The sequence below is a fragment of the Agromyces litoreus genome (assembly GCF_040496015.1).
Classification (GTDB): Bacteria; Actinomycetota; Actinomycetes; order Actinomycetales; family Microbacteriaceae; genus Agromyces; species Agromyces litoreus.
In genome coordinates, this window is record NZ_JBEPKA010000016.1 from 18,009 (window position 1) to 34,147 (window position 16,139).

Annotated in this window: 18 protein-coding genes; 6 read left to right on the top strand and 12 right to left on the bottom strand. The window is 74.2% G+C overall.

The window, feature by feature from the left end; translation table 11 throughout:
- Nucleotides 1–4 precede the first annotated feature (4 nt).
- From ABME01_RS12400 to ABME01_RS12410, 3 genes are read right to left on the bottom strand one after another with little or no spacing between them, the layout of a single operon-like run.
- On the bottom strand, nucleotides 5–1,120 hold the full coding sequence (locus ABME01_RS12400; RefSeq protein ID WP_353828729.1) for a class I SAM-dependent methyltransferase: 1,116 nt from the start codon (nucleotides 1,118–1,120) through the stop codon (nucleotides 5–7).
- 25 nt (nucleotides 1,121–1,145) lie between these two features.
- The gene (locus ABME01_RS12405) at nucleotides 1,146–1,439 is read right to left on the bottom strand and encodes a DUF3618 domain-containing protein (RefSeq protein WP_353828730.1); all 294 of its coding nucleotides are present in this window, start codon (nucleotides 1,437–1,439) and stop codon (nucleotides 1,146–1,148) included.
- Nucleotides 1,423–1,830 carry a phage holin family protein gene (locus ABME01_RS12410; RefSeq protein ID WP_353828731.1) on the bottom strand — a complete coding sequence of 136 codons (408 nt, stop codon included), beginning with the start codon at nucleotides 1,828–1,830 and terminating at the stop codon, nucleotides 1,423–1,425. Before ABME01_RS12410 ends, ABME01_RS12405 begins: the two co-directional genes overlap by 17 nt.
- Between ABME01_RS12410 and ABME01_RS12415 the strand changes: the two genes are divergently transcribed.
- On the top strand, nucleotides 1,793–2,218 hold the full coding sequence (locus ABME01_RS12415; RefSeq protein ID WP_353828732.1) for a hypothetical protein: 426 nt from the start codon (nucleotides 1,793–1,795) through the stop codon (nucleotides 2,216–2,218). The two genes, ABME01_RS12410 and ABME01_RS12415, sit on opposite strands and share 38 nt — an antisense overlap.
- A gap of 187 nt (nucleotides 2,219–2,405) precedes the next feature.
- Here the strand turns inward: ABME01_RS12415 and ABME01_RS12420 are convergent, their stop codons facing one another.
- Complete coding sequence (locus ABME01_RS12420) at nucleotides 2,406–3,977, bottom strand: protoporphyrinogen/coproporphyrinogen oxidase (RefSeq protein ID WP_353828733.1); 1,572 nt, start codon at nucleotides 3,975–3,977, stop codon at nucleotides 2,406–2,408.
- Nucleotides 3,974–5,152, bottom strand: a complete 1,179-nt coding sequence (gene hemE / locus ABME01_RS12425) for a uroporphyrinogen decarboxylase (protein WP_436407433.1) — start codon at nucleotides 5,150–5,152, stop codon at nucleotides 3,974–3,976. Before hemE ends, ABME01_RS12420 begins: the two co-directional genes overlap by 4 nt.
- Before the next feature lie 188 nt (nucleotides 5,153–5,340).
- Between hemE and ABME01_RS12430 the strand changes: the two genes are divergently transcribed.
- From ABME01_RS12430 to ABME01_RS12440, 3 genes are read left to right on the top strand one after another with little or no spacing between them, the layout of a single operon-like run.
- Complete coding sequence (locus ABME01_RS12430) at nucleotides 5,341–6,057, top strand: hypothetical protein (protein ID WP_353828735.1); 717 nt, start codon at nucleotides 5,341–5,343, stop codon at nucleotides 6,055–6,057.
- Between the two features lie 55 nt (nucleotides 6,058–6,112).
- Nucleotides 6,113–7,510 (top strand): glutamyl-tRNA reductase, encoded by a 1,398-nt coding sequence (locus ABME01_RS12435; protein WP_353828736.1) that lies wholly within the window; start codon nucleotides 6,113–6,115, stop codon nucleotides 7,508–7,510.
- A gap of 51 nt (nucleotides 7,511–7,561) precedes the next feature.
- Entirely contained in the window at nucleotides 7,562–8,224 is a 663-nt protein-coding gene (locus ABME01_RS12440) for a GNAT family N-acetyltransferase (RefSeq protein ID WP_353828738.1), read from the top strand.
- Here the strand turns inward: ABME01_RS12440 and ABME01_RS12445 are convergent.
- The 6 genes from ABME01_RS12445 to ABME01_RS12470 all read right to left on the bottom strand — a co-directional run bounded on the left by ABME01_RS12445 (nucleotide 8,221) and on the right by ABME01_RS12470 (nucleotide 14,249).
- Entirely contained in the window at nucleotides 8,221–9,222 is a 1,002-nt protein-coding gene (locus ABME01_RS12445; protein WP_353828739.1) for a DUF4190 domain-containing protein, read from the bottom strand. The genes ABME01_RS12440 and ABME01_RS12445 overlap by 4 nt on opposite strands.
- A gap of 147 nt (nucleotides 9,223–9,369) precedes the next feature.
- Nucleotides 9,370–10,506 (bottom strand): sensor histidine kinase, encoded by a 1,137-nt coding sequence (locus tag ABME01_RS12450; protein ID WP_353828740.1) that lies wholly within the window; start codon nucleotides 10,504–10,506, stop codon nucleotides 9,370–9,372.
- The gene (locus tag ABME01_RS12455) at nucleotides 10,503–11,273 is read right to left on the bottom strand and encodes a response regulator (RefSeq protein ID WP_353828741.1); all 771 of its coding nucleotides are present in this window, start codon (nucleotides 11,271–11,273) and stop codon (nucleotides 10,503–10,505) included. Before ABME01_RS12455 ends, ABME01_RS12450 begins: the two co-directional genes overlap by 4 nt.
- Nucleotides 11,266–12,003, bottom strand: coding sequence for a cytochrome c biogenesis CcdA family protein (locus tag ABME01_RS12460; protein ID WP_353828742.1), 738 nt, complete (start codon nucleotides 12,001–12,003; stop codon nucleotides 11,266–11,268). Before ABME01_RS12460 ends, ABME01_RS12455 begins: the two co-directional genes overlap by 8 nt.
- Nucleotides 12,000–12,527 (bottom strand): thioredoxin family protein, encoded by a 528-nt coding sequence (locus tag ABME01_RS12465; RefSeq protein WP_353828743.1) that lies wholly within the window; start codon nucleotides 12,525–12,527, stop codon nucleotides 12,000–12,002. Before ABME01_RS12465 ends, ABME01_RS12460 begins: the two co-directional genes overlap by 4 nt.
- Nucleotides 12,528–12,863: 336 nt before the next feature.
- Nucleotides 12,864–14,249 carry a glycine--tRNA ligase gene (locus ABME01_RS12470; RefSeq protein WP_353828744.1) on the bottom strand — a complete coding sequence of 462 codons (1,386 nt, stop codon included), beginning with the start codon at nucleotides 14,247–14,249 and terminating at the stop codon, nucleotides 12,864–12,866.
- Nucleotides 14,250–14,445: 196 nt separating this feature from the next.
- Between ABME01_RS12470 and ABME01_RS12475 the strand changes: the two genes are divergently transcribed.
- A complete protein-coding gene (locus ABME01_RS12475; protein WP_353828745.1) occupies nucleotides 14,446–15,210 on the top strand; it encodes a polysaccharide deacetylase family protein in 765 nt (254 codons plus the stop codon).
- Between the two features lie 31 nt (nucleotides 15,211–15,241).
- Here the strand turns inward: ABME01_RS12475 and ABME01_RS12480 are convergent, their stop codons facing one another.
- Nucleotides 15,242–15,661, bottom strand: a complete 420-nt coding sequence (locus ABME01_RS12480; RefSeq protein WP_353828786.1) for an alpha-hydroxy-acid oxidizing protein — start codon at nucleotides 15,659–15,661, stop codon at nucleotides 15,242–15,244.
- Between the two features lie 55 nt (nucleotides 15,662–15,716).
- Between ABME01_RS12480 and ABME01_RS12485 the strand changes: the two genes are divergently transcribed.
- Nucleotides 15,717–16,121 (top strand): NUDIX domain-containing protein, encoded by a 405-nt coding sequence (locus ABME01_RS12485; RefSeq protein WP_353828746.1) that lies wholly within the window; start codon nucleotides 15,717–15,719, stop codon nucleotides 16,119–16,121.
- The last annotated feature ends 18 nt before the right edge of the window (nucleotides 16,122–16,139 follow it).

Consider the following 16,139-nt stretch of genomic DNA (forward strand, 5'->3'; position numbering starts at 1 on the left):
GCCGTCACGGGAGCAGGCGCGTGAACCGGAACGCCGCGAATCCCTCGATCGGGAGGATCTCCGCTGCCGCGAACCCCGCCTGTCGGGCGTAGCCCTCGAGCACCGCGGGCCGCATCACCGTGCCGGTGGCCACGGACCCCGGCGTGGAGAGGCTGTCGGGCAGGCAGACGAACAGGCTGTAGCCGTACATGATCCGCTCGACCTCATCGCCGTCGGGGGTGAACCGCTCGGCGACCGCCTCGTCCATGATCACGACCGCCCCGTCGTCGCGAACGGCCCGCCGCAATGCGGCGAGCACCTCGACCGGCGCCGGCATGTCGTGCACGGCTTCGAAGACGAACCCCGCATCGAACCCGTCCTCGTCGGCCAGGGTCTCACCGCCGCCGAGCACGAACGTCACCCGATCGGAGAGCCCCGCGTCCGCGGCGTGAGCGCGCGCGGCCTCGATCGACGGCTCGTCGACGTCGACGCCCACGAGCGCGGCATCCGGGTATGCGCGGGCGAGCGCGATCGTCGACCATCCGTGCCCGCACCCGACATCGACGATCCGGGCCGAAGGCCGGCGGAGGACCTCGTCGAGCTCGGGCACGCCGGCGAGCGCCTCGGCGAGCCGGTGCTCGAACCACGGCCGGTTGATGTCGCCCTGCGCATCACGGGCATCGGCGCCGAACCGCTCCCACGGCACGCCGCCGCCCGACCTGGCCGCATCGAGGATCGCCGGGAGCTGGATCGCCGACCCGGCGATCATCCGCGCGAGCGGGGCGCTGTAGGCGAGCGAGCCCGCGTCCGTGAGGACCTCCGCGTGCGCGGCCGGGAGTTCGTACCGGCGCGCGGACGCCTCGGCAGCGGCGTCATCGACGGCGAGGATGCCGAGCACGGCCTGCTGCTCGAGCCACTCCCGCGTGTAGCGCTCGCCCGTGCCCGCCGCGTCGGCGAGTTCGCCGGAGGACAGCGCGCCGCGCTCGGCCAGGATGCGGTACCAGCCGAGACGGTCGCCGAGGTGCACGGACATCGTCTCGAGCGCTCCGAGCGCCGCCCCGAAGACCCGTTCGGCGAAGGCGTCGACGGCGGACGCGCCGTCGGCGGCGCCTGGATCGGTCGGCCGGTGGACGTCGGACACCGTGGCCTCCCTCGTTGGGTTCAGGTCAGCGATCGAGGTTCGCGCGCACCACGAGCCACACGCCGACGCCGACCGCGGCGACCACGCCGACGGCGACCGCGACGGCGACGCCGGGCTGCTCGTCGGCGAAGCGGCGGACGCGCCGCTTCGCTCGGCCGGTCGCCCGCGCGACGCGCTTGGGCACGTTGAGCTTCTCCTCGAGTGCGTTCAGCGTGCCCGCGAGCTGGTCGCGCGCGGCGCGCGCGTTGTCGTGGGCCTGCAGCCGCGAGAGGTTCCGCTGCTGGGCCTTGTCGAGCCGGACGTCAGCTGCGGCCGCCATACTCGCCCCTTCCGGTGATGGCGTCGATGTCCTGGCGCACGCTCTCGATCGACTCCAGCGGCTCGCTGCCGCGGCGGAAGTTCACGAGCGCGACGCCGACGAGGATCGCGATGATGAGCAGCAGGATGCCGGAGACGGTCAGCGCCGCCGCCCAGCCGGGCATGACCAGCGAGAGTGCCAGGATGCCGGTCGCGATCAGCGTGCCGAGCAGGAAGATCCCGACGAAGGCCGCCACGATCACCAGCCCGGCGCCGATGCCGAAGTGCTTGGCCTTGTAGCTCAGTTCGGCCTTGACCTGGTCGATCTCGGCACGCACGAGCCCCGAGATCTGGTCGGGCAGTTCGCCGACGAGCGTGAACAGCGACCGGTCGTCGTTCAGTGGTGCAGCCATCGGGAGGTCACCTCCGCGGATCGATCAGGACGAGGACGAACTCGACGAGCCGGAGGAGCCGGACCCCGAGGAGCCCGACTTCGACCCGGACTTCGAGGAGGAGGAGCCGGACTTCGAGGAGGAGGAGCCGGACTTCGACGACGAGGACTTCGACGCCCCGGAGCTCGCGGACGAGGTCGACTTCGACCCCGACGTGGTGGACGACGACCCGGAGGAGGACGATCCCTCATTCCCGGTGACCTGTCGGACGAGCTTCTTCGCCCCGTCGAGCACCGTCTCGCCGACGTCGCCGGCGCGCGCCATCGCGAAGTCCTTCGCGGTCTGCACGCCGTCCTGCACGGCCGGTTGGTTCCAGACGTTCTCCGCGGCCTTGCGGAGCTGTTCGTAGCGTTCCCGTCCCGCTCTCGTCCCGAGCACGTAGCCCACGCCGAGACCGACGACGAAGAGGATCTTGCCCTTCATATGCACCCCATCCCCCGCTGCGGTTCACCAGACAGCGTCCCTCCAGCGTAGACCCCGACCCGAGCGACGCAAGGGGGTTGCCGGGCGATCCGGCCGATCGTATTCCGGTCCGGCTATGCTTCCCCGGCGATCCGGAGGGCCAGGCGGCGGATGCGCTCGGCCGCCTCGATCGCGTGCGGGACGACCGACGCGAGCCCGGTCCCGGCCACCCATGAGCCGGCGAGCGCGAGCCCGTCGTCGTCCGGGATCGCGGCCTCGAGCGCGCGCACCCGTGCGCGCTGGCCGACGGCGGCCTGGGAGAGGGCGTCCCGCCAGGCGCTGCGCCCCATCGCGCGCAGGCGCGATCGGTCCAGGTCGACGCCGAGGAGTGCGGACGCGTCGAGCAGCGCCCGCTCCGCGACGGCGTCGTCGTCGAGGCCGTCGAGCGCGTTCGCCCCGCCCGCCCGTCCGTACGAGAGGCGGACGACGTGGCGTCCGTCCGCGGCGTCCGCCAGCCACGACCACTTCGCCGTCGAGTGGGTCAGCGCCTTCGCCGCGACGCCGGGCGTGTCGGCGGCGACGAGCACACCCGTGCCGCGCGGGGCGGCGTCGAGCGCAGGGGCGTCGAGCACGAGGGTGACGAGCTCGACCGAGGCGGCCGAGGGCCACTCCTCGGCGAGCTGGTCAGCCGGCAGCACATCGGCGAGGAGCGCCCGCGACACGTGCGCGGGCGTCGCGACGATGGCGAAGCGCGCGTCCACGACGATCCCCGAGGCGCCCGCCGCCGCGTCATCCGCCCGGGCGCCGGATGCCGCCGACGCGTCCGGCGCCATCAGGACGTCGCCCGACACGCTCCAGGCCGCGCGGGGCGCGGCGGCGGCGGCCCCGGCCCCGGCCCCGACGGCGCGCTGCAGCCCCGTCGCGCGCACACCCGTGCGCACCTCGGCGCCGAAGCGGGCGAGCTCGGCGAGGAGGGCGTCGACGAGCGTGTGCATGCCGCCGCGCAGGCCCTGCACGGCACTGCCCGCGCGGCGCGCCTCGACGAGCTGCGCGACCCCGCCCGACAGCGAACCGGCGCGGGTCATGGCCTCGTTCAGGCCCGGCGCGACGACGTCGACGTCGAGGTCGTCCGGGTCGGTCGAGTACACGCCGGCCGAGATCGGGGTGACCAGGCGGTCGAGGACCGCGTCGCCCATGCGCTGCCGCACGAGCGGACCGAGTCGTTCGGCGCGGCCGATCCGCAGGATCGGCGTGATGCGGTCGCGCCACGCGCGCCACGCGCCGCCCCACCCGATGATCGCGCGGACGTCATCGCCGAGCGGGTTGGCCGGGATGCCGAGCACGCCCGTGCGCGGCATCGGCGCGGTGCGCCGGGCGCCTCGGTCGCCCCACGCCAGCCACGCGCCGGCGGGGTTCGGCGTCACGATCCGATCCTCGAGCCCGAGGCGCTCGACGAGTTCCGCCACCGATCCGCCGCGGGTCGCGAACGACTCGGCGCCGCTGTCGAGCGCGAGTCCGTCGAGTTCGATCCTCCCGACGCATCCGCCGGCCCGGTCGGCCTGCTCGAGCACGACGACGCCGAGGCCGAGGCGCGCGCACTCCAGCGCCGCGACCAGCCCCGCGACGCCGCCGCCGACCACGACGACATCGGCCGACCGGCGCTCGGGCCCGCCCGCCCCGGCGTCGACGGGCAGCCCCGTGGTCATCGGCCGGCCTCGTGCACGAGCTCGACCACGCGCGTGAGCACGGTCGGATCGGTCTCGGGCGGCACCCCGTGGCCGAGGTTGAAGACGTGCGCGGGAGCCGCGCGACCACGGCTGACGACATCGCGCACGGCGGCCTCGAGCACCGGCCACGGCGCGGGCAGGAGGGCCGGGTCGAGGTTGCCCTGGAGCGGAACCCCATCCCCCACGCGACCGGCGGCGACGTCGAGCGGCACCCGGTAGTCCACGCCGACCACGTCGACGACGTCGGTCTTCATCGCGCCCAGCAGTTCGCCCGTCCCGACGCCGAAGTGGATGACGGGGACCGAGTGCCGCTGCGCGACGCCGTCGGCGTCGGCGTCGGCGTCGGCGTCGACCGCGTCGTAGGCGAGGTCGTGCACGTGGGCGAGCGCGGCCGCCGACGCCGCCGCGACGTGCTCGCGGTAGTCCGCCAGCGAGAGCGCGCCCGCCCACGAGTCGAACAGCTGCGCGGCCGACGCGCCCGCCAGCACCTGAGCCCGCAGGAAGCGGCCGGTGAGCTCCGCGGTCCAGTCCATGAGCGCGCGCCACGCGCCGGGATCGGCGTGCATGAGGGTGCGCGCGGCCAGGTGGTCCTTCGACGGGCCGCCCTCGGCGAGGTAGGCGGCCAGGGTGAACGGCGCACCGGCGAACCCGATGAGCGGTGTCGAGGTCGGGGCGCCGGGCGCGGTCAGGTCGGCGAGCGCCGCCGTCGTGCGGGACACGGCCTCGGCGACCGGCGCGACCGTCTCGTCGAGTCGGGCCGGATCGATCGCCGTGAGCTCGGCGACGGCGGCGGCATCCGCGTAGGCACGGCCGAACACCGGCCCGCGGCCGGGCTGGATCTCGACGTCGACCCCCACGAGCTTCAACGGCACGACGATGTCGCTGAAGAAGATGCCCGCGTCGACGCCGTGCCGTCGCACGGGCTGGAGGGTGATCTCGGCAGCCATGGCGGGATCGAGGCACGCGTCGAGCATGCGCGTGCCGACCCGGAGCTCCCGGTACTCCGGCAGGGACCGGCCGGCCTGTCGCATGAACCAGACGGGCAGCGTGTCGCTGCGCAGGCCGCGCGTGGCGCGGACGAGGCGCGAGTCGTGGGTGAGGCCGGCGGCGAGCGGATGCTGCGGGGAGAGGATCACCGTGACATCCTCCCCCATCCCACTGGATCGAAGCTGATCCGCGGGAACGGTCGCGCGACCCCCCGGAGGGCCCTCCCGCGTCCCACGGGGGCTGGCGGCGTGGCGGGCGCGACGCTATGGTCGTCGGGTCGTGCACCCCGACACGACGACGCACCGCTCGGCCCCCTCCCGTCGGCGCGCCTCCGCCACCCACGGAGCACCACACAGTGTCCAGCATCGCAACGCGGCACCGCACCGGACTCATCACCACGGTCGCGCTCGCCACCGCCCTGCTCATCGCCGCACTCGCGGCCTTCCGACCCGACGTCGACCGAGTGGTCGCGACGCTGCCGAGCGTCGACGGCGCGGCGATCCCGCTCGGCCTCGCCGCCGTCGCCGGGCTCGTCCTGCTCGTCGCCGCGCTCCGGCGCGGCGTGGCCTCGGCCAGGGCGCGCGCCCGGCGCCGCGCGCTCGAGGCCGTTCACGCCGGAGCCGTCGGCTGCGGCATCCGCAACGGCGCCCTCGTCCGAGGGCTGGACGAGCTCACCCGGCCCGGCGGTCGCTCCGCGCGGCTTCCGGGCAGGTTCACGATCGTCGCCGACGACGCCGGGATCTCCTTCTGGGGCGGTGGGCGCCGACCGCGCCGGGCCGCGGCCTTCCCGTGGCGCGAGGTCCGCAACATCCGCGCCGACGCCACCGTCGCCGGCAGCGCGCGCGTGCCGGTCGTGGTCGTGCGCATCCGCCGCGACGGCTCGAGCATCGAACTGCCGATGATGCTGCACGACCCGAGGGCGGGGCGGTACGCGCTCGTCGACGCTCCCTTCTTCGCGACGGTCCGGGCCTGGAAGTCCCGCCACCGCGCCGCACTCGCCGCCGAGGGCCTCGAACTGCCCCCGCTCACGGGCGCGATCCCGATCATCCGCCCCGAACGATCAGCGGCCTGACCTCCGCATGACGTGGCTGGTCGGCACCGGTTTCGACCACGGGTAGAATCGACCGGTGCTCATCTGCTTCACCGCGAGCCACAAGAACGCCGGCTTCGACACGCTCGAACGTCTCTCGGCCACCGCCGGGGATGCCGGCACGCGGCTCGCAGACGGACATGACGCGGTTCGCGGTGCGGTCGTCGTATCGACGTGCAACCGCTTCGAGGCGTACCTCGACCTCGACACCCCGGAGGGCGAGTCGCCCGTCGAGCCCGTCCACGAGGCGATCCGGGCCGTCGGCGAGGTCGCGGGCCTCGCCCCGGAGGAACTGCGGAGCACCTTCGGCTTCGTGCACGGCAACGCCGTGGCCGGCCACCTGTTCTCGGTCGCCTCGGGCCTCGAGTCGGTCGTCGTCGGCGAGGGCGAGATCGCCGGTCAGGTGCGGCGCTCGCTCGAGCAGGCCCGCGCGGACGGCACCACGACGCCCGAGCTGGAGCGCCTGTTCCAGCGGGCCTCGCAGACCTCCCGGCGCGTCAAGAACCGGACGGGCATCGGCGCCGAGGGCCGGTCGCTGGTGCGCCTCGCGCTCGACCTGGCCGAGAGCCGCCTGACCGACTGGGCCGGCGTGCGGGTCCTCCTCGTGGGCACCGGACGCTACGCCGGCGCGTCGCTGGCGGCGCTCCGCGACCGCGGGGTCGTGGACGTCGCCGTGCACTCCCCCTCCGGGCGGGCCGCGCGATTCGCCGCGAACCACGGCATCACCGCCGTCGCCGCAGGGGAGTTCGCCGCCGCGGCGGCCGGAGCGGACCTGATCGTGACCTGCACGACCGCCGACGACCACGTCGTCGATCGCGCGCTCCTCGAGCTCGGCCGGGCCGAACTCGCGATCGCGGCCGACCGGGCGCCGGTGGCACTGCGACCGCTGCCCCGCGCCGCCGAGGTCGACCACGAGGCCCGCTCGGACGACCGATCCGAGTCGTCGCGACGACTCCTGATCGACCTCGGACTCCCCCGCAACGTCGCCCCCGACGTCGTCGAGGTGCCCGGCGTCGAGCTGCTCGACCTCGAGACGATCAAGATCCACGCGCCGCTCGAGGAGTTCGGCGCCACCGACGCGGCCCGCGAGCTCGTCGACCGCGCGGCCCGGAACTTCGGCAGCGTCGGCGAGGAGCTCGACCTCGCCCCCGCGGTCGTCGCGCTGCGCCGCCACGTGTTCGACGTGCTCGATGCGGAGATCGACCGGGCCCGATCGCGCGGCGACGACGACGGCCGGACCGAGGCGGCGCTGCGGCACATGGCGGGCGTGCTGCTGCACACGCCGATGGTGCGCTCGCGCGAGTACGCGCGCGCCGGCGAGCAGCAGGCGTGGCTCGAGGGACTCGAGGCCGTGTTCGGCATCCGGCCCGAGGCCGCCGCGCAGTCGGCGGGCGAGACCGGCGCCGCCGAGCGTCGCGACGCCGACGCCGGCTGACCCCGCCCGGCGGCATCCGCCTCGCAGGTCGGCGCGGTACGCTGCGGATCGATGTCCTCCACCCTGCACGCCCGGCCCGACGAGGCCGCCGACGCGGGCCCGCCCGCCCTGCGACTGCCCTTCGACGTCGCCGAGGTCGCGCATCATCCGCTGACGACCGAGCGGATGACGCTGCGCCCGCTCGCGGCGACGGACGCCGCCGACGTGTGGGAGTACCAGCGCCTGCCCGAGGTGCTGCGATACATCCCGTGGCCCGAGCGCGGACGTGACGAGGCTCGCGAGCACACCGTCACGCGATCGCGGATGCGACGCCTCGGCGCGGACGGCGACCCGATCTTCCTCGCGATGGTGTTCCAGCGGCGCGTCATCGGCGACGTGATGCTCCGCGTCTCGAGCGTCGCGCAGGCGCGACTCGAGATCGGCTGGGTCGTGCACCCGGGCTTCCAGGGCCGGGGGCTCGCAGCCGAGGCAGCCGACGCCGTGCTCGACCTCGCGTTCGACCGGCTCGCGGCGCACCGGGTCGTGGCGCACCTCGATGCGCGCAACACCCCGTCCGCGCGGCTCTGCGAGCGCCTCGGCATGCGCCGCGAGGCCACCCTGCTCGACGACGAGTTCGCGGACGACGAATGGCAGGACACGGCGTCCTACGGGATGCTGCGCCGCGAGTGGCGGGCCATCCGCAACCGGCCGCTCCGGCCGGCCGAGCCGGCCTAGCCGACCGTCATCGTCCAGTCCTCGTCGGCGTGCACCGTCAGGACCGACGGTCCGGCCGAGAGCGGCACGCTGTCGTCGTAGGACCCGGTGACGTCGATCAGCGGCGCTCCGCCGAACTCCTGCGCGGTCTGCTGCGAGACGACGAACGGGTCCTCGGCGTCGTCGCCCGAGTGGGTCGCGGCCAGCGTCGCGGCGTCGCCGCCGTACAGGAACACGGCGTCGCCGTCACGTCCGACCGAACCGGGCAGTTCGGGCGCGGACGACATCGGCGCGATGGTGAGCGTCCAGGACCCGGTCGCCGTGACCCGGATGGACGCGGCGGCCGCGGCATCCGACACGCCCCACGCGGTCGTCCCGTCGTAGTCGTCCTCGGCCTGCACGAGCGGCGGACCGGACGGCGAGCCCGAGGAGTCGAGCGGCTGGAGCGTGAGCCCGCCGCCGTCGACGGTCGCCGTCACGATGCCGCCGGTCGCACCGGCGGGGATGGCGACGGTCTGGTCGCCGGTGCCGTCCTGGTCGACCGCCGAGAAGGTGCCCCAGGTCTGGTCGGCCCACTCCTGCACGGTCGGCTCGGGGGTCGGCGTCGGGGTCGGGGTGGGCGTCTCGGTCGGGGTCTCGGTGGGCGTCGCCGTGGGCGTGGGCGACGCGGTCGGCGCCGGGCTCCCGCCGAGCGCGCCGGTGGCGTACAGCACGCCGAAGACGACGGCCAGCACGAGCGCCGCGGCCGAGACCACGGTGCCGGCCGTCGCGACGCCCTTCTGCCGGTCGGCCCGGGTGAGCGCGATGATGCCGAGGACCAGCCCGATCACGGCCAGCACGATGCCCGCGATCCACGCGACCGGGATGACGGCGAGGACGGCCGCGACGATGCCCACGACCAGCGCGGCGATGCCGAGCCCGTTGCGCTGCGGCGCCTCGGACGCCGGCGGGGTCCCGCCCTGGTCGATCACCTCGGTGCGGTCCTCGTCGCGCGGGTCGGTTCCGGATGCGTTCGACATGGCTTCCCCCCGGTCGCCGTAGGCTGCGGTCCCGCGTCATGATCGCATCCGACCGGGACCGCGGCAACGATGCGCGCCGGGGCGCGACGCGACCGATAGCCGGGCCGGAGGGTCTGGCTGGGAGGGCCGGTGCGCGGCAGGCGCCGCTCAGGACGCGGCGGGCAGGGTCACCGTGAGGACGGCTCCGCCGTCGCGGCCGTTCGCCGCCGACGCCTCGCCGCCGTGCGCACGGGCGATGCCGCGGACGATGGCGAGGCCCAGTCCGGCGCCGCCGGTCACGTCGAGCCGGTGCGGCGACCGGGCGTCCGATCCGCGCCATCCGGCCTCGAACGCGTGCTCGAGCTCGTCCGGCGCGAAGCCCGGGCCGGCGTCGGCGACCGTGAGGCGCACGTCGCCGCCGGAGCCGTCGCCGTTCACCGCGACCCGGATCCCCCCGCCGGCGGGGGTGTGCTGCAACGCGTTCGCGAGGAGGTTCGTGACCGCCCGCCCGAGCTGCACCGCATCGCCGTCGACGGTCGCGGACCCGTTCGCGACGAACTCGAGCGTCACGCCCGCACCGTCGGCGAGCTGGCGGAGCTCGGCGACCGCGTCGCTGGCGATGTCCGCGAGCGAGAGCCGGTCGGTGCGCAGCCGCAGCGAGCCCGCGTCGATCTGCGACACGGCGAACAGGTCGGCGACCAGCGCATCGAGCCGGTCGACCTGCGAGCCGATGCGGGCGAGGTACCGGTCGGGATCGGGGGCGAGCCCGTCCTGCAGGGCCTCCGCCTGGGCCCGGATCCCGGCCAGCGGCACGCGCAGGTCGTGCGCGACGCGCGTGACGAGCTCGCGTCGGGCCTGCTCCTGGCGCTCGACCTCCTCCCGCGCGGCCCGGAGCCGAGCGTCGGAGCCCGCCAGCTCGTCGAGCACCGACCGGAACTCCCCGATCGGCAGCGGGCGCCGCTCGACGGGGACGCCGCGACCGAGGTCCTCCGCGGCCGAGCGCAGGACGCGCGCTGCGCGCGCGATCTCGGTGCCGAGGATCGACGCGGTGAGGATCGCCACCACGCCGCTCGTCACCGCGATCGCGAGCGCGATCTGCGCGTCGTGGTCGGAGAGGTACATCGCCTGGGTCGCCACGAGCACCCCGCCGACCACGGAGGCCACGGCGGCGACCACCACGGTCACCAGGTGCACCACGATCGGCGCCCACGCGAAGCTCCGCAGCAGCAGCCACGCGGCGAAGCCGACCGCGGCCGCGATGGCGGCCGAGACGCCGATGACCAGGAGCAGGTCTCCGCCGCTCACGGCGACTCCCCCGATCCGGTCGGCGGCGCGGTCGCGGCCGGGTCGTCGAACCGGTAGCCGTACCCCCACACGGTCACCAGCATCCGCGGGTTCGCGGCATCCGCCTCGATCTTCTCGCGCAGGCGGCGCACGTGCACCGTCACGGTCGAGAGGTCGCCGTGGGTCCAGCCCCACACGCCCGCCAGGAGGTCCTCCCGCGAGAAGACCGTTCCGGGGCGCCGCGCGAGGAACGCGAGCAGCTCGAACTCGCGCTGGGTGAGCGAGAGCCGTCGCCCGTCGAGGTCGACGGTGTGCGCCGCGGTGTCGATCCGGAGCGGCCCGCGCGACACGACAGCGGACTCGGAGCCGGCGGGGGCCAGCCCGGCCGCCTCGACGGCGAGCGCCCGGCGCAGGACGGTCTGCACGCGCAGCGTCAGCTCGCGCGGCGAGAAGGGCTTCGCGAGGTAGTCGTCGACGCCGGCCTCGAGCCCGGCGATCCGGTCGTCCTCGCCGCCGAGCGCGGTGAGCATGATCACCGGGACCTGCGAGGTCGCACGGATGCGGCGGCACACCTCGATGCCGTCGATGCCGGGCAGCATCCGATCGAGGACGACGAGGTCGGGCCGCTCGGCGGCGATCCGGTCGAGCGCGACGAACGCGTCGGCCGCCTCCTGCACGCGGAACCCCGCCGACTCGAGGTAGGCGCGGCACACCTCGAGCACGGTGGGATCGTCATCGACGAGGAGCACGAGGCGCCCGTCGAGCAGCAGGTCGGCCTGGTCAGCCACCGATCACCTCCTCGAGGCGTGCGATCGGATCGTACAGCCCGGCGTCGAGGATCCACGTCTGCAGCGTCTTGTCGAAGCCGGTCACGACCGCGAGGCCGACGAGCACGAAGATCGCGCCGACCACCCGGCGGAACCACCCCTCCGGGTTCGCGAGCCAGCCCAGGCGCCGCACGAGCCGGCGCCCGAGGAGCGCGATCAGCAGCAGCATGCCCGCGAGGCCCACCGCGTACGCGACGACGTACAGCACGCCCTCGCCGAACGACACCGGCAGCACCGCGGCGACGATGAGCGCATACGTCGGGCTGCAGCTGGAGAACACCGGCCCGAGGGCCGCCCCGGTCAGGATGTCGCCGCCGACGCTCTGCCGGCGCACCGATCGGTCCAGCATCTCGCCGCTGCGGCTCTGCAGTCCGAGCGCGGTCGAGAAGCGGTCCCACAGCCGCGGGAAGAGCAGGTCGATGCCGAGCAGGATCACGATGCCGCCCGCGATGACCTGCCAGACCTGCGGCGGGATGCCGAGCAGGGCGGTCGTCGCCTTGAGCAGCAGGGTGAACGCGACGACGGAGACCGCGAGCGAGCCGGCGATCACGTACGGTCGCCACTGCGCACGGCGGGCGTCGCCGCCCTGCACGATGGACCCGCCGACGACCACCGGCAGCAGCGGCAGCACGCACGGCGCCGCGACGGTCAGGACGCCCGCCGCGAGCGCGAGGGTCAGCGACGCGGTCACGGGGCCGCGGCGAGGAGCGCGTCGATCGACGGCTCCTGGTAGAGCACCTCGCTCGAGAGCTTCTCGCCGGCGTCGTCGACGTAGACGACCGTCGTCTGCATCGTCACGCCGTACTTCTGGCGCAGGTCGGTGCGGGAGTCGTAGTCGACCTTGAAGACCGTGAGGCCGTCGGGTGCGCCCTCGGCGCGCAGCTGCTCGTCGAGCGCGCGGCAGTTCGGGCACCAGGTGGCGTGGAAGAACAGCACCTTGTCGCCGGGTGTCGCCTCGATGAGGCCGTCCTCGTAGTCGAGGTAGGCGCCCGCGGCGACGGCGTCGGCCGCGTCATCCGCCGCGTCATCCAGCGCGTCGTCGGTCTCGGCGTCGTCGGCCATGTCGGCGGCGTCGTGCTCCGGGGCCTCGGCCGTCGGGGCGGCGGCGGGCGTCGTGTCGTCGGCCGCGGTGCCGGCCGTCGCGCATCCGGTCAGGGCGAGCGCGGCGACGAGCAGCGCGGCGGCTCCGGTCGAACGTACGGGTCGTGCGGGCATCGTGGGCGTCCTCATCCGCGGGCGACGGCCGCCCGCTCGCCTTCCACGCTAATCCGGGCGCCCGCACGCCGCCCGCGCACCGGGTTACGGAATGCTGACGCCCGGCGGGAGCATCGGCGAGCACGTCGGCGGTGATCGCGACGGAGCCACCGGATGCCGCGTCCATGCGGCTCACCCCAGCGGCGTACGACGCTTCGATGTCCGGTGGCGCAGGTGTCGCGAACCTGGGCCCGCCGAGTGTCCAGTGCGTGTCGCGTCGCGGCGCTGGAGGCGACATCCGTCGGACGCTCGCGAGCGCGCGACGCGCGCCGCGGCCGGCGCCGGCGCCGGGGCGGGTCAGGCGCCGACGAGGCGAGCGGCCAGGTAGCCCTCGAGCTCGGCCAGCGGCACGCGTTCCTGGCCCATGCTGTCGCGGTCGCGGATCGTCACCGCGTCGTCGTCGAGCGAGTCGAAGTCGACGGTGACGCAGAACGGCGTGCCGATCTCGTCCTGGCGGCGGTAGCGGCGGCCGATCGCGCCGGCGTCGTCGAAGTCGACGTTCCAGTGCTTCCGGAGGTTCGCCGCCACCTCGCGCGCGAGTGGGGAGAGCTTCTCGTTGCGCGAGAGCGGGAGGACGGCGACCTTGACGGGCGCGAGGCGCGGGTCGAGCTTGAGCACCGTGCGGGTGTCGGTGCCGCCCTTCGCGTTCGGCACCTCCTCGACGTGGTACGCGTCGACGAGGAACGCCATGAGCGAGCGGGTGAGTCCCGCCGCGGGCTCGATGACGAACGGCGTCCAGCGCTCGTTCTTCTGCTGGTCGAAGTACGAGAGCTCCTTGCCGGAGTGCTGCGCGTGCGTCGAGAGGTCGAAGTCGGTGCGGTTCGCGACCCCCTCGAGCTCGCCCCAGTCGCCGCCCGAGAAGCCGAAGCGGTACTCGATGTCGACGGTGCGCTTGGAGTAGTGGCTGAGCTTGTCCTTCGGGTGCTCGTACAGGCGCAGGTTCTCGGGGTCGATGCCGAGGTCGATGTACCACTGGTGGCGCGCGTCGATCCAGTACTGGTGCCAGTCCTCGTCGGTGCCGGGCTCGACGAAGAACTCCATCTCCATCTGCTCGAACTCGCGCGTGCGGAAGATGAAGTTGCCCGGCGTGATCTCGTTGCGGAACGACTTGCCGATCTGGCCGATGCCGAACGGCGGCTTCATGCGCGCCGCCTGCAGCACGTTGCCGAAGTTCACGAAGATGCCCTGCGCGGTCTCGGGGCGCAGGTAGTGCAGGCCCGCCGCGTCGTCGACCGGACCGAGGAAGGTCTTCAGGAGGCCCGAGAACTCGCGGGGCTCCGTCCACTGGCCGCGGGTGCCGCAGTTCGGGCAGACGATGTCGGCCATGCCGTTCTCGGGGGCGCGGCCCTTCTTGTTCTCGAACGCCTCGATGAGGTGGTCCTCGCGGAAGCGCTTGTGGCAGTGCTGGCACTCGACGAGCGGGTCGCTGAAGACGTCGACGTGCCCCGAGGCCTCCCAGACCTGGCGGGGCAGGATGACGCTCGAGTCGAGGCCCACGACGTCGTCGCGTCCCTGCACCATCGTGCGCCACCACTGGCGCTTGATGTTCTCCTTGAGCTCGACGCCCAGGGGGCCGTAGTCCCATGCGGATCGCGACCCGCCGTAGATCTCACCCGCCTGGAAGACGAAGCCCCGGTGCTGGGCGAGCGTGATGACGGATTCGAGTCGGCTGGGTGCGGCCACGGTGGCTCCAATGGTCCAAGGGAGAGGGTGTCGTCGGGCGAGCGCCCGCGAAGTCGCCCTCCATCCTACGAAATCGCGAGGCCCGCCGATGCCGCGGCTTCGCGCCGCGCGGAGGGCGCGACCGAGCGCCGCGGCGCCCGAGGGGTAGAACAGCACCGGGGTCGCCTCCGACGGCGACGGGGAGGAGCGTGCCCGCATGGGCTTCACACGTCGCGTCTTCCTGGCCGGGGTCGGGGTCGTGGGGATCCTCGCGTTCGGTCGATGGGCGTCGGACCGCCGCGACGACGAGGTCGCCGAGGCGCATCCCGCACCCGAGCTCGACCGCGTGCCGGCGCCGGACGCCACCCTCACCGAGCTTCCCGCCGAGGCGGGCGACGTGATGGCCTGGACGGTCGACGACGGAACGGATTCGTCCGTCGTCGCCGCCTACACGGCGTTCGCCGCCTCGAGCGGCACCCGGCTCACGTACTTCGTCAACGGCGTGTACCCGTCGTGGGACGAGAACGCCGACGCCATCCGCCCGCTCGTCGAGCGCGGGCAGATCCAGCTGGCGAACCACACGTGGTCGCATCCCGACCTGACCACCCTCAGCGACGCCGAGATCCAGTGGCAGCTGCAGCACAACCACGACTACCTGCGGTCGGTGTACGGCGTCGACGCGCGACCCTACTTCCGCCCGCCGTACGGCCTGCACGACGCCCGCGTGGATGCCGCGGCCGCGGCCATCGGCTACACCGTGCCCACCCTCTGGTACGGCTCGCTCGGCGACTCGGGCGAGCTGTCGCAGCAGCAGATCCTCGACCTCGCGGACGAGTGGTTCGGGGCGGGCCGGATCGTCATCGGGCACCTGAACCACGACCCCGTGACCCACGTGCTCCCCCGGCTGCAGGAGATCCTCGCCGAACGGGGACTGCAGACGGTCACGCTGCACGACGTCTTCACCTCGCCCCAGCACCCCTGATCCGCGGAACGCGCCGGCGGATGCCCACCGCTCACGCCGAGCGGACGGTCTCCGCTCCGATCTCGGCGACCGAGGCGTGCCCGGCGAGCGCCATCGTCAGGTCGAACTCGGCGAGGTGGTTCCGCAGCACCTCGCGCACGCCCTCCTCACCCGCGACCGCGAGCCCGTACGCGTAGGGCCGACCGAGCCCGACCGCCGTCGCCCCGAGCGCGAGCGCCGTGACGGCGTCGGCCCCGCCGCGGACGCCGCTGTCGAGGATGATCGGGACCCGGCCCTCGACGCGCGCCGCGACCGAGGGCAGCGCGTCGAGCGAGGCGATCGAGCCGTCGACCTGCCGACCGCCGTGGTTGGAGACCACGATGCCGTCGACGCCGTGGTCGATCGCGCGCTCGGCGTCATCCGGATGGAGCACGCCCTTGGGCACGATTGGCAGGCTCGTCCACTCGCGCAGGCGACCCGCATCGACGCGTCGGCACCGCGCGGGCGCCGACGCCTACGCTGGAGCGATGCCGCTGCCCGACCTGCACGTCGCCGCCATCGCCCTCGTGCGCGAGCGACGCGTGCTCATGGTCACGGCGCGCGACCGCGAGGTGCACTACATGCCGGGCGGCAAGCTCGACCCGGGCGAGACGCCCGCCGAGGCGGCGGCGCGCGAGGCGCTCGAGGAGGTCGGCCTCGTGCTCGACCCGGCGGGGCTCGTCGAGGCGTTCACGGTGCGCGAGCTCGCGCACGGACAGGGTGAGGGACGGCACGTGCGCATGCACGTGTTCCTCGCCGAGACCGACGACGAACCCGTCCCGTCCGCCGAGGTCGGCGCCGTGCACTGGGTCGGCACGGCCGACGCCGGCCGCTGCCCGCCGGCGGGCGTCGAGGTGCTGCGTCGGCTCGCGGCATCCGGCCTGATCGACTGAGCGCGACGCGGCCGACGC